The following is a 13248-nucleotide window of genomic DNA, read 5'->3' as shown; positions in this document are numbered from 1 at the left end:
GGGAGATAGATGGGCGCGGATGGGTAAAAACCGCCCCCAAATGCCTTACACTGGTTTCCGGTTCCTGAATCCGACTTTACCCATGAAACGCTTCCTTTTTCTGCTGCTCCTCAGCACAACCGCCGGGTTTGCCCAAAAGAAAACCCCGCCGGTCATCGATGCCCGCGTGATCAAAGTCGACTCGCTGCTGTGGGATCTCAAGGCACTGAGCAAGGCTCCGGCGGTGGAGTGGCTGAGCCAAACCGGACCAGTTCGCTCGCTTTTGTATAAAAGCGTCGATTACGAAGGCAAACCGACGCAGGTCTTTGCGTATTACTCCAATCCGGATTTGATCCGGGGAAAACCGGTCAGCAAGCGGAAATTTCCGGGCGTCGTGCTGATTCACGGCGGGGGCGGAAAAGCGTTTAAAGAATGGGTGGAAAAATGGGCCGCCGATGGCTACGCAGCCATCGCGATGGATCTGGCGGGGAAAGGAGAAGACGGAAAACGGCTCGCGCAGTCCGGACCCGATCAGGGCGAAGTCGATAAATTCTCGAAACTGGAAAAAGCCGCTTTGCGCGATCTATGGACGTACCAAGCTGTTTCGGGAGCCATTCTGGCGCATTCGCTGCTGCTGAGTTTTCCCGAAGTCGATGTCACCAGAACGGCGGTTACCGGCATCAGTTGGGGCGGTTATCTGACCTGCCTCGTCGCCAGTCTCGACAACCGGTTCAAGGCGGCCGCGCCGGTGTATGGCTGCGCGTATTACGACGAATCCGATGTTTTCAAAACCTCCATCCTCAAGCTTTCGCCAAGCGGTCAGCAGAAGTGGATGCGGTATTTCGATCCGTCTGTGTATTTGCCGTTTGCCAAACCGCAGTTTCTGTTCGTCAATGGCAACAAAGACCGGTTTTACAACGTCGTTCCCTACCACAAAACCTACAGCCTGATTCCTCCAAAGCAGCGGACGATGTGCCTGATCCCGGACATGAAACACGGCCACGAAGCGGGTTGGGAACCGCACGAAATCCGGTATTTCTTCGAGAGCATCCTCAACGATGGCGTTCCGCTGGCGGATGTCGGGCCGGTTTTAGCAACCGACTCGACCCTTCGTCTGTCCTACCAATCACCGGTTACGGTGTATACCGCCGAGTTTTATTATTCCAATGACACGACATCAGTGAACGAAAACCGGGTCTGGTCAAAGCAGAAAGCGACCCTCGATCGCAACGCCCGAACCGTGACCAGCCCCGTGCCGAAAGAAGGTTTCCAATACGGTTTTTTCTATCTGAAAGACCACCGGAATGTTTCGGTTTCGAGCCCGTTCCTGCTAAAAGGGAACTAGGATTTCCCGTTCGCCGGTCCCGTGCTGTCGCTGGCTTGTAAGGCTAAGTAAATTCCGTTGGTCCAGCCAAAACCGTCCTGGTTGGGGTATTCTCCCCCACCCGCCGGTAAATCGGTGTCCACGACATTGTACTTTTCCATCATTTTGCCGGTATTCCGGAACACCTTGTCATTGAGCGCCATCCAGCGTTTCCGGATTTCAGCGGCTGTCTGCGTAAACCCATAGCGCAACAGACCCTGGTGCGTGATCCATTGCAGCGGTGCCCAGCCATTCGGAGAATCCCATTGCTGCCCGCTTCGCTGAAGCGTTGAAACCACTCCGCCTTCTTTCAGAAAGCTTTTTTGGATATGCCCGTGAACCTGAGATGCCTGTTCGTCGGTCGCCAGCCCAAAGAACAACGGAAACAGAGCCGCCAGCGACCAGACCGGCGTTGGCTTGTGCAAAACGACGTTGTAATCCATGAAAAACTGACTTTTTTCGTCCCAGAGATACGTCATGATGGCTTTCCGCCGGGTCTCGGCTTTTTGCCTGAAATGCTCATACGGTTCCTGGAACGAACTCTGGAGATAGGCGTCCGACAGGGTTATTTCCAGGTCATACATCAGGCAGTTCAGATCCACCGGAATAATATCCGTGGTGTGAATGGTGGCCAGGCGCTCCGGATCGCCAAACCAGCGGCAACTGAAATCCCAGCCGGATTCGCAAGCCGCCCGGATGTGTCGGTACAACGTTCCGGGTGCAACGCCGTAGGGTGCCGCTTCGCGGGCCAGCTCCACATCTTCCCGGTAGGATTCGGGGCGGGGGGCGGAGAGGTCATCCCAATAGCGGTTTAGGATACTGCCATCGGGCAACACCACCACGCGCCGGAAAGCGCCTTCGTGATCGTCGAGCCGAAAGTAGCCATCCATCCAGTAATTGTATTCTTTCTGCATGTGGGGCAGGTAGCGAACGAGGACGTCCGGGCCGTCGATTTCGGAAAGCAGCCGGACCATCAGGGCAAAAAACGGCGGTTGCGACCGGGTCAGGTAATAACTCCGGTTGGCATTCGGAATGTGACCGTAGGTATCGATCAGATGGGCGAAATTAGCGACCATGTGCCGGATCATTTCGTTTTCGCCCGACACCCGCAGCCCCAGCATGGTAAAGTAACTATCCCAGTAATAGAGCCCCCGAAAACGCCCGCCGGGAACGATGTAGGGTTTCGGAACCGGTAACATGGAACAGAACGATTCTGACTGTCGCTTGAAAAGCGGCCACATCCGGTTCAGATGCACGGCTGTCGGCAGCGACTGGTCACTGACGTGGTTGGTTTCCAGGGTTTTCGGCAGGTGAAAATAGGCATGAACAAAGTCTTCTAACCGAAATCCATCCCGGTGTTTCTCAATTTCGTACTGGCTCAGGATTTCTTCCGGCGCCCGCCGGGGATAGCAGTCGGCAAAGGTGATGGAGTCGGCAAATACCGGCAGCATCTGCACATCATGAAACAAAGGGCCAAATAGTTGGTCGGGAGGTAATATGGCCGGTACTACGCTGTATATTTGGGGGGGAAGTTGGGGAGTCGTATCTGCCATAAAATCAAATTGCGTTTAGTAGTAAACCCAACACCATAGGGTTGGTTCACCAATTCCCGGAATAAGTCCCCTGTTTTCTCCTATACCTTTATTTGTTAAACCAGTCAGAAAAATCGTTATGTGGACCAATTCCCCACACTCCGGCAAGACCATTCAGGCGGTTTTGCTCCTCTTCTGGGCACTCTATTTCTCCCTCGTGCTGTGCAGCAACAGCACCGACGCCCTCAAAGCCCTCGGCCTGCTGCCGGCCAACTGGGTTTTTGCTTCAGGGAACTTCGCCTTGGTTCAAAAAGTGGTTGGGATTTATCATTCACCGGTCTGGCTCGCGGGCCTGTTTTACACCGGTGTTCTTGTCTGGCAGGCCGTTGGCGCGGTGCTGCTCTGGAGCGCGTTCGCGGCCACTGTCCAGCAAACATCACAGTATCAGGCGACTGCATACCGGGCGCTCACCGTTACGATCAGTTTGTGGGCGGCTTTCATCCTCGCCGATGAGTTCTTTCTGGCCTACGAGATGAGCGGTTTATCCGCCACCCATTTCAGCCTGCTCATCGCCGAAATCGGCACACTTTTAGTTTTTAGAAAGAATTAGGGCTTTCGCCCCTAAATCCCCTAAAGGGGACTTTTAGCATCCGGATTATTATGTGTCCAAGTCCCCTTTAGGGGATTTAGGGGCGAAAGCCCTAGAATAACTCATCATTAAGTTCTCCGCTTACTCACGGCTTCCATCAACCCCCGCGTGTAGCCCAGCGCATACAAGGTGCCGATGGTACTGTAACCGGGGTTCTGGTTGCTGTCGCCGTACATGGTCGGAACGTGATCGGGGCGAATCGGGCCTTTGAAACCGACCGCATAATAGGCTTTCATAGCCTGGTACATGTCGATAATGCCCTCATCGTGAAAGGTTTCCTCGAAGGCAAACTTGTCGCCCCGCACATTCCGGAAATGCACAAAATGGATTTTCTTCCGTTTCCCGAAGTAGTCGATGAGTGCTGGAATAGGGCTATCGTCGCCCATCAGCGCAAAATTGCCCTGACACATCGTAATGCCGTTGCTCGGACTGGGGTAGAGTTCCAGCAGTCGTTTGAACGAATCGACGGTATTCATGATGCGGGCGATGCCCCGAACACTGTCTACCTGCGGATCGTCGGGGTGCATGGCCAGTTTCATGCCGATTTTCTCCGCTTCCGGAATGACGGCTTTCAGGAAATAAGCCAGATTTTTCCAGAGCGTTTCCTTCGACACTTCGCCGTATTGCGTCAACGGCAGATTCTTGATGGCTTCGTAATCGAATGCCGTGACCAGCGCCCCTCCCCGACCGGGGCGGTCGTTCTGCGTGCGATACCAGCCAATCACCGGCATCCAGTTGTAGCAAATCGTATCGATCCCGACCTGTGTCAGGTTTTTCATCAGGGTAATAAAATTGGCAATTTCCTCATCCCGACCGGCCAGCCCCAGCTTGGTTTTTTCACCCAGTGCGGGCGGCCCTTCGATGACGCGTAGTTGCAGACCCACCTTGTCCCAGGCTTCCTTCACCGCCAAAACCGCCTTGTATTCCCAGGGCTTCACGTCTTTCAGGCCGACCATGCCGGGATTGATGCCGCCCACGGCCCCCAGCACCGCCATCTGCTTCGTCAGCGCGATTTTCTGTTCGTTCATCCCGCTGAAATACGCTTCGCAGAGCTGCATTCCGGCATCTTTCAGCACCGCCTTATCAACAGCCGGTTTTACCCCGACCCGTTGTTCAGACGCCTGAGCCGATGAGATTCCGCCTACTGTCAGGGCGGCCAGAGAGGTGCTTTTTTTGAGAAAGTCGCGACGTGAAGTTTCCATGTAAGCGAAAGAAAACCACGCCTGTTATTTACCTATACACCGAATGATGCGTTATGACGGGGCCGCCCGCGCGGTGATGAGCGATGAATTGTGTCAGCTCGTTCATCACCGCGCGGGCGGCCCCGTCATAACGCATCATTCGGTCTTAAGGCTCTTCACCGGATTCATCAAAGCGGCTTTGATGCTCTGGAAACTGATGGTAAAGAGCGCGATGGCGAGCGAAGCCAGAACGGCGACGACAAACATCCACCACTCGATTTCGATGCGGTTGGCGTATTTTTCCAGCCAGCTATTCATCGCCCACCAGGCCACCGGAAGCGCCACCACCGACGACAGCAACACCAGCAGCAGAAAATCTTTGGAGAGCATCAGCACGATGTTGACAATGCTGGCTCCCAGCACCTTCCGGATGCCGATTTCTTTCGTACGCTGCTCCGCCGTGAAAGCTGCCAACCCAAACAGTCCGAGACAGGAGATGAAAATGGCCAGAAACGCAAAGTAGTTCGAGAGCTTGCTGATGATGTTTTCGCTCTTGTAGTTGTTGCCAAATTCCTGATCCGTGAACTTGTATTCGAACGGATAGCGCGGATTAAATTTCCGGAAGGTTCTTTCCAGATTAGCAATGGCCTCTTTGGTGCGGCCGCCTTCGGTCCGCACCAGCACAACTCCGTCGAATTCATTCCGCTGCATGTGCAGAATGAGCGGTTCGATGGCGACGTGCAACGAGTTGATGTGGTAATCTTTCACCACGCCCACAATGATGCCCTTTCGACCCCAGAACGTCAGCTCCTGCCCCACCGGATTTTTGTAGCCAATCTTCCGGGCCGACGCTTCGTTGATGAGGTAGTTGGTGGTATCGGTGCCGTAATCCGGTGAGAATTCGCGCCCCTCTTTCAGCCGAACGCCCATCGCCTTGAGGTAGTCGTAATGCACGGCGGTCTGGTTGAACAAAATCCGTTGTGTGGTGTCTTTGCCCCGCCAGCCAACGCCGATGGTCGAGCTGCCGACCTCCAGCGGGTCGGCCCACGAAGCCGAAACCGCCTGGATACCCGGCTGGGTCAGCAATTCGCTGCGGAACGTCTGGTAGTTCTTTTTCAGATCACCTTCCAGCGGCATATACACCAGATTGCCCTTGTCGAACCCCAGGTTTTTGGTTTGGATGTACTGAATCTGCCGGTAAATGATGATCATTCCGACAATGAGAATGATCGACAGCGAAAACTGGAAAACCACCAGCCCCTTGCGGAAGATGGTCGCACTCGGTTTAAATTTCAGCACGCCTTTCAAGACCACCACCGGTTTCAGCGACGACAGGAACAAGGCTGGGTAACTGCCCGAAACCAAGCCGGTTATGAGGGTCAGGCCCAGCAAAACCAGCCAGAAAAACGGATCGGCAAACTGAAACGTCAGGTGTTTTTCCGTCAGCTCATTAAAAATGGGCAGCGTTAGCGCCACCACCAAAACCGCTACGAAAAGCGACAGCAACGAGATGAGCAGCGATTCGCCCACAAACTGCCCCATCAAAGACCCCCGCTCGGCGCCCACCACTTTCCGAACGCCCACTTCCTTCGCCCGCTTGACCGAACGCGCCGTGGCCAGGTTCATGAAGTTGATGCAGGCAATGACCAGAATAAAAACCGCCACGATGATAAACAACCGCACGTATTCGATCCGACCGCCGTCGGGCTGCCCATTTTTGAAATTGGAATGCAGATAAGCCTCGCTGTTTTTTTGCAGGAACAACTCGATATTATTGGTCTGCTTGTTGGTCTTCTGCTTGATGTAATCCTTGATTTTGGCCGATACTTTATCCGGATCGGCCTTTTTACTTAGCAGCACGAACGCCCGTGGTCCGTTGTTACCCCATTCTTTCACCCAGGCGTTGTATTTCACGAACCGTTCCCACGAAATCAGGTAATCGAATTTCAGGGAGCTGTTTTCCGGCACTTCCGCCATCACCCCCGTCACCATCATGTCGTCGGTATTGTCCACCCGGATCACTTTCCCGAGCGCATCCTGATGGGGGAAGTATTTCTGCGCCAGCTTTTCGGAGATCACAATACCGTCCGGACGCGCCAGGGCGGTTCGGGCGTCTCCCTGTATGAGCGGAAACGAGAAAATAGTCAGAAAATCGCCACTGGCAAACCGTCCTTTTTCTTTGCCAAAGGTGTTGCCGACCGTCAGCAGAATGTTTTGTTCCCACGTCATCATGGCGGCTTTCTCGACTTCCGGGAAATCCTTTTTCAGGTTTTCGGCCAGAATACCGGGTGTCGAGGGCGTTGTACTGACGTCCTGACCCGCCCAGGCCTGGTTTTCCATGACCCGATAAATCCGGTCGTCGTTCGTATGAAACCGGTCCATCGCGCGTTCGTCCTGCACCCACAGCAGAATAACCAGACTGCAGGCCATTCCGAGCGCCAGACCGAGGATGTTGATCAGCGAAAACGTTTTGTTGCGTTTGAGATTACGCCAGGCGATTTTCAGGTAGTTGCGGAACATAAACGGGGATGATTAGCGCAGAAAAACAGGAAAGCGATCTAAAGATGCAGAGCGACGGGCCTTCGTTGCATGGTGTACCCACGGACGTTATTCACTCTTCAAACTCTTCACCGGATTCGTCAAAGCCGCTTTCACCGACTGGAACGAAACCGTCAGCAGGGCGATCAAAACCGCCAATGCCCCCGCCAGCACAAAAACCCACCAATCGATGTTGATCCGGTAAGCAAAATCCTGCAACCACTGATGAATCGCATACCAGGCGATGGGTGAAGCAATCAGGATGGCGATGAACACCAGCTTCAGGAAATCCCGGGAAAGCAGCGCAATGATCCCCGCCACCGAAGCGCCCAGCACCTTGCGAATCCCGATCTCCTTGATGCGCCGTTCGGCCGAAAACGATGCCAGCCCGAACAGACCGAGACAGGAAATGATGATCGCCAGCGACGCCAGAATGCCGACAATTTCGCTCACCTGGCCATCGGCCCGGTAGAGTTCGGCAAAATGCTCATCCAGAAACGAGTAATCAAACGGCTGATCGGGTGCGAGTTTGGCCCAGACGGATTTGGCGTAGGCAATGGCTTCCGGAGCATTTTTACCGCTGATCCGGATCGATAGTTCGCTGTAGCCCCAATCCTTCTGGTCGAAAATGCAGAGCGTTTCGATTTTGTGGTGGAGCGAGTTGAAATTGAAATCCTTCGAAATTCCGACAATCCGTCCCAGCGAATCCATTCCGCTGAAGCCGAAATTCCGGCCGATCAGCGATTGCATCGTGGCTTTCGGCTGTTCTTTCAGCAGTTCTTTTGCCAGCGTTTCGTTGATGATATACGCCCGTCCGTTGTCGGTTTTGCTGTCTTTCAAAAAGTTGCGACCAGCGATAATCGGAATTTTATACAGCGTCAGGTAATCCGGATCGACAATCACCTGCGAGGTCGCCAAGTCACGAACCGGCCCGTCGCCGTGAAACTTGACCCCGGTTTGGTGCAGGTTATTCCCCAGCCGTTGTTGCGAACCCGTCACCGCCGTGATCAGCGAATTGGACAGAAGTTCCTGCTTAATGGCATCGTATTTCGGCTGCGTCGTGGAATTCAGCGGAATCACCATCACCTGATCGCGGGAAAAACCGGGGTCACGCTCCTGCATAAACCGCAGTTGCTTCACCACAAAAGCCGTGGCAATGATCAGAAAAACCGCCCCCGTAAACTGGCCGATCACCAGCATGTTGCGGAAGGACCCTTTGTTTTTACCGATTTCCAGACTGCCTTTCAACACCTTTGTGGGCTGATACGACGACAGAAAAAAGGCGGGATAACTGCCGGAAATGACACCGATTAAAATGGCAAAGGCGGTGAATGCAAGCAGAATCAACGGATTACTGAACAGTGCTAAATCCAATTCCCGCTGACTGAGTTCGGTGACGAAGGGCAGACAGAGTTTTACCAGCAGAACCGCAAAAACCAGAGCGATAGACGACAGCAGAATGGATTCGCCGATGAACTGAGCCGCCAGTTGCGTTCGCTCCGCCCCCACCGACTTCCGAATTCCGACTTCCTTCGCCCGGCCTGACGATTTGGCCGTCGACAGATTCATGAAATTGATGCAGGCAATCAGCAGCACGATCACCGCGATGACCAGAAAGATGTATGTATAATTCTTGTCGAACTTTTGAAAATTGAGGTAATCATGTGTGATTGCCATCGAATTATCGTGAACTTCGTTCAGGGGCTGAAGAAACAGTTCGTAATATTTCCAGCCCTCGCCGTTCATGTGCCGTTTGAGGAAAGCCGGAAATTTTTTCTCCAGGGCCGCAATGTCGGCATTGTTGGCTAGTTCCAGATACGTCACCAGCCAGTTGCCACCCCAGTTGTTCATGGCGTCGGCTTTAACAAACGAATTAAACGAGAATAAACCGTCGAACTGTAGGTGCGAGTTTTTGGGGGTATTTTCAAGAATACCGGTCACTTTAAAGCTAATCGTATCTGAATCATACCGCACGAGCGTTTTGCCGATCGGATTTTCGTTCCCGAAGAATTTAACCGCGCTTTCTTCCGTCAGCACCACACTGTTGGGACTCTTCAGGATAGTTTTTGCGTCACCCTGAAGCAGTTTATAGTCGAAGAGCTGCAAAAAGGACGAATCCGCCCACAGCATTTGGGGCATCACGATCTTTTTATCACCATAGGTTAGCCGCACCTCCTTATTGGGGCGAACCCGGACGAAACTGCGAATTTCGGGGTATTCTTGGGTCAGGGTCGGCCCCATCGGAAACATCGACAACGCCACGTTTTGCGGGGCCACCATGCCCGGAAATTTCTGCACTTCATCGAGCCGGTAGATGTTCTTTTTATGAATCCCGTCGAAACTCGTTTCGTACGTTACGAACAGCATAATCAGAATGCAGGCGGCCATTCCAATGGCCAGTCCGATGATGTTGATGGCTGAAAAAACCTTGTTTTTCCACAAATTCCGCCAGGCGATTTTGAGATAGTTTTGTAGCATAGTTTTTTTAGTTAAGAGTGAATGATTTTCGCTTTCTGCCCCTAAATCCCCTAAAGGGGACTTGGACGCAGCTTAATCTGGATGCAAAAAGTCCCCTTTAGGGGATTTAGGGGCAGAAAAGCTCTTCATTCCAAACGAAGTGACTTCACCGGATTCGTTAACGCGGCTTTCACCGACTGGACCGAAACCGTCAGCAGGGCAATCAGTCCGGCCAGACCACCGGCCAGCGCAAAAACCCACCAGTCGATGTCGATTTTGTATTGGTATTCCTGCAAAAACCGGCTCATGGCGTACCAGCCAATGGGTGCGGCAATCGCAAAAGCGACCAGCACCAGTTTCAGAAAGTCTTTCGACAATAGCGAAACGATGCTGGCAACGGTCGCACCCAACACCTTCCGGACGCCGATTTCCTTGGTCCGCTGCGTCACGACAAACGAGACCAGACCGAACAATCCCAGACAGCCGATCAAAATGCCAACAGCAGCAAAGAGCGTCAGGAAGTTGGTCAGTTTGCGTTCGTCGTCGTAGAAAGCCTGAATGTCCTGATCGAGGAATTTGGCTTCAAAATAATAGTTCGGGAAAACCGCTTTCCAGTGTTGTTCAATGTGTTGCAACGCATTGGCCTGCTGCTTCGGATCGATCCGGATACTGGCTTCCTGGAAATTCCAGTCGGCATACAGGAAAACGTGGGGGACAATGGACGACCGCAGGCTTTGCGAATGGTAATCTTTAACGACGCCCATCACCGTAAACGGCTGGTTGCCATCCAGGTTAATTCGTTCGCCAATCGCTTTTTCAGGATTTGCATACCCGAAATCCCGAGCGGCTTTTTCGTTGATTATCGCGACCGTGTTCGTATCGACGCGAGTCCACGACCGACCGGCGACCAGTGGAATTTTGAAAAAATGGAAGTAGTTCGTATCGACATATTGAAAGCGGAACGTCTGCTCGCCATTGGGCAGGTTGTGATGCTGAACGGTTCGCCACCACCAGTTGCGGTTGCTTGAGGGTGTGGTCAGGGCAAACGCCACATCCTTCACTTCGGGATGTTCCAGCAATTGCTGCCGGAACCGTTCGCGCAGAACCCCGTTGCCCCGCTCCGGCATGGTAACGGTTACAACCGCTTTCTTGTCAAAACCGAGATCGGTTTCGTAGAAATACCGGATTTGCTTGCTGCCGATCAACGTGCAGATCACCAGCACCTGAGCGATGACAAACTGCGTCACGACCAGCGACGAGCGCAACGAAAATCCTTTTGGATTGGCGACATAAAACCGCCCCCGCAACACCTTCACCGGCTGAAAACCGGACAACACCAATGCCGGATACAAACCCGCCAGAAGCGTAACGGCAACACCCAAGCCCAGCAGAAATGCAATGGCTCCGGCATCCCAAACGTTCGACTGCGCGACCTGCGTGTTGAGCAACTGGTCGGCGTAACGAATCAACTGCGTGGCCAGCAAACCGCCCAGACCGATGGCGGCAAAAACCAGGAAAGCGGTTTCTCCGAAAAATTGAATCATCAACTGTTTCCGGCTGCTGCCCAACACTTTCCGAACGGCAATTTCGCGGCTCCGCTGAACAGCCTGCACCGTGGCCAGGTTGACAAAGTTGATGCAGGCGATGATCACCAGAAACAGACCGATGGCGGCCAGTGTGTTGAGCATCCACTGCGGAATGACGTAATTGAACGGGTCGGGGTCGGTTTCCGTATTGCGATGCACCTCCGTAATCGGCAGAAGCTCGAATCCGGTCAGAGCAGAATGTTTCTGGTGTTGGAGAGCCAGTTTTTTGAGCATTGCTTCGATGGCAGAAGGCGAAACACCCGGTTTCAGAACAACGTAGCCGTGGTGCATCGAATCGCCCCCGCCCCAGTATTCTTCGTTGGTATACTCGTGCTCGATGCGTTTCAGCGTCTCGCGGGAAGCCAGCACCTGAAACTGAAACTCCGAGTTGACCGGCGCTTTGCGAATGATGCCCGACACCACCAGATCAGTCTGGTTATTAAACCGGATGGTTTTGCCCATCGGGTCGCTTTCGTTGAAAAACCGCCGGGCCGTCGGTTCGTCCAGCACCACCTGATAGGGCTGGCTGAGCGACTGTTTCGGCGAACCTTTCACCCATTCCACATCGATCATGTCCAGAAACCGGGGTGGCGCAAAAAAGAGGTGTTTGATGTTAAAAAGCTGTTGCCCGACCCGCAATCCGTTGGAACCGTGACCGTAGGCATTGGCCGCGTTTTCGACCCCCGGAATTTGCTCATTGAGCGCCTTGATGACGCCCTGCGGAACGGAGGTGCCCTTTTCGCCGTACTTATCGACCGCAATGAGCCGGTATAGCTGGTCGACTTTTTTGTGGTACGTGTCGAAGCTGTATTCAAACCGCACAATCCAGAACAACACGATGGCAACGCCCAGTCCCAGGGTCAGCCCGGTGAGGTTGATAAGGGCGTAATTCCGGTTGCGAATCAGGCTGCGCCAGGTGGTTTTGAGGTAATTGCGAAGCATGTGCTTTTTCGGTATGTTTGTTTAATCAAATCAGTCTATCTTCTCTGAATAGCCATGTATATCCCTCCACCACGCGCCAGCAAGTTTTTTGTCAATGAAGATGAGATGGGCGTCAATGCGCCGGTCATTCACCAACGTATCATTGCAAAATTGACTATAGGCTTGGGAAATTTGTACCACGGCAACCACAGTATTCCGTTAGAACCCTTGCCCGAAATGATGTTGGATTTTACCTACAGCAGTCCAACACCGGATGTTATTTTATTTGATAATGAAGCCGATCAAACCCGCATCATTATTGAAATCTGTCATACTAGTGGTTTAAAACATGACCTTGCCAAAACGATTCGATTAATCGACGAAGATGATTATGGCGTCCTTGAAGGCTTTGTTTACAATTACAAAACCGATCAGTGGTTCCGGTATCGCAAAGGCGATGGCGGACTAACCGAACCCTCCTCCTTCTCCGAAATCCTGCAACTTGATTTGAATAGCTTTTTATGACTTTCCCATCGTGATCCCTTAAAACCGTAATAGCATGTATTTTCCATCCACCAATCCTCTATCCAGCGTTCATGAAGATCAGGGTGTTTGGGCGCCTGTCGATCACCAACGCGTTATTGCCAAGCTGATGATGGGGCTGGGCGTGCTTTTTCACCGCGAAAAAACCATCCATCTGGAACCCCTCCCCGAAACGATGCTCGATGAAGGCAAAGCCAGCCTCGTACCGGATCTTTTACTACGCGACAATGAAACGGCTCAAACGCCAATCATTATCGAAGTATGTCATACCAACGGATTGCAAGGTGATCTGCATAAAGTTTTTCAGTTAATCGATCAGGGTTTTTACGGTATCCGCGAAGGATTCATTTACGATTACCGAACCGGCCAATGGTTCCGCTACCGCAAAGGCGACGGTGGCTTGACCGAAAATTCTTCCTTCTCCGAAATCCTGCAACTCGATTTGAATAGCTTTTTATAGTTAAGAATGGAGAGTTAAGAGTTAAAAGGAATGCGTCAG

Annotated in this window: 9 protein-coding genes; 4 read left to right on the top strand and 5 right to left on the bottom strand. The window is 52.8% G+C overall.

Annotated elements, in window-relative coordinates; translation table 11 throughout:
• Nucleotides 1-82: 82 nt before the first annotated feature.
• A complete protein-coding gene (locus tag DUE52_RS30175) occupies nucleotides 83-1324 on the top strand; it encodes an alpha/beta hydrolase family protein (RefSeq protein WP_165841064.1) in 1242 nt (413 codons plus the stop codon).
• Here the strand turns inward: DUE52_RS30175 and treF are convergent.
• The gene (gene treF, locus DUE52_RS30170) at nucleotides 1321-2895 is read right to left on the bottom strand and encodes an alpha,alpha-trehalase TreF (RefSeq protein WP_114409868.1); all 1575 of its coding nucleotides are present in this window, start codon (nucleotides 2893-2895) and stop codon (nucleotides 1321-1323) included. The genes DUE52_RS30175 and treF overlap by 4 nt on opposite strands.
• A 118-nt stretch (nucleotides 2896-3013) precedes the next feature.
• On the opposite strand from treF, the gene DUE52_RS30165 reads away from it, so the two are divergent.
• Nucleotides 3014-3484, top strand: a complete 471-nt coding sequence (locus DUE52_RS30165; RefSeq protein ID WP_114409867.1) for a hypothetical protein — start codon at nucleotides 3014-3016, stop codon at nucleotides 3482-3484.
• 107 nt (nucleotides 3485-3591) lie between these two features.
• On the opposite strand, the gene DUE52_RS30160 is transcribed toward DUE52_RS30165, so the two are convergent.
• The 4 genes from DUE52_RS30160 to DUE52_RS30145 form a co-directional block, all read right to left on the bottom strand.
• Entirely contained in the window at nucleotides 3592-4725 is a 1134-nt protein-coding gene (locus tag DUE52_RS30160) for a mannonate dehydratase (RefSeq protein WP_114409866.1), read from the bottom strand.
• Nucleotides 4726-4860: 135 nt separating this feature from the next.
• The gene (locus tag DUE52_RS30155; RefSeq protein WP_114409865.1) at nucleotides 4861-7224 is read right to left on the bottom strand and encodes an ABC transporter permease; all 2364 of its coding nucleotides are present in this window, start codon (nucleotides 7222-7224) and stop codon (nucleotides 4861-4863) included.
• A gap of 87 nt (nucleotides 7225-7311) precedes the next feature.
• Complete coding sequence (locus DUE52_RS30150; RefSeq protein WP_114409864.1) at nucleotides 7312-9720, bottom strand: ABC transporter permease; 2409 nt, start codon at nucleotides 9718-9720, stop codon at nucleotides 7312-7314.
• A gap of 125 nt (nucleotides 9721-9845) precedes the next feature.
• Nucleotides 9846-12227 (bottom strand): ABC transporter permease, encoded by a 2382-nt coding sequence (locus tag DUE52_RS30145; protein WP_114409863.1) that lies wholly within the window; start codon nucleotides 12225-12227, stop codon nucleotides 9846-9848.
• A gap of 54 nt (nucleotides 12228-12281) precedes the next feature.
• On the opposite strand from DUE52_RS30145, the gene DUE52_RS30140 reads away from it, so the two are divergent.
• Nucleotides 12282-12731, top strand: coding sequence for a hypothetical protein (locus tag DUE52_RS30140; RefSeq protein ID WP_114409862.1), 450 nt, complete (start codon nucleotides 12282-12284; stop codon nucleotides 12729-12731).
• Nucleotides 12732-12765: 34 nt separating this feature from the next.
• Nucleotides 12766-13209 carry a Uma2 family endonuclease gene (locus tag DUE52_RS30135; protein ID WP_114409861.1) on the top strand — a complete coding sequence of 148 codons (444 nt, stop codon included), beginning with the start codon at nucleotides 12766-12768 and terminating at the stop codon, nucleotides 13207-13209.
• Nucleotides 13210-13248 lie beyond the last annotated feature (39 nt).

This window comes from Larkinella punicea, assembly GCF_003334855.1.
GTDB lineage: Bacteria > Bacteroidota > Bacteroidia > Cytophagales > Spirosomataceae > Larkinella > Larkinella punicea.
The sequence above is the reverse complement of the archived record's forward strand: the minus strand, read 5'-3'. Positions and strand labels throughout refer to the sequence as shown.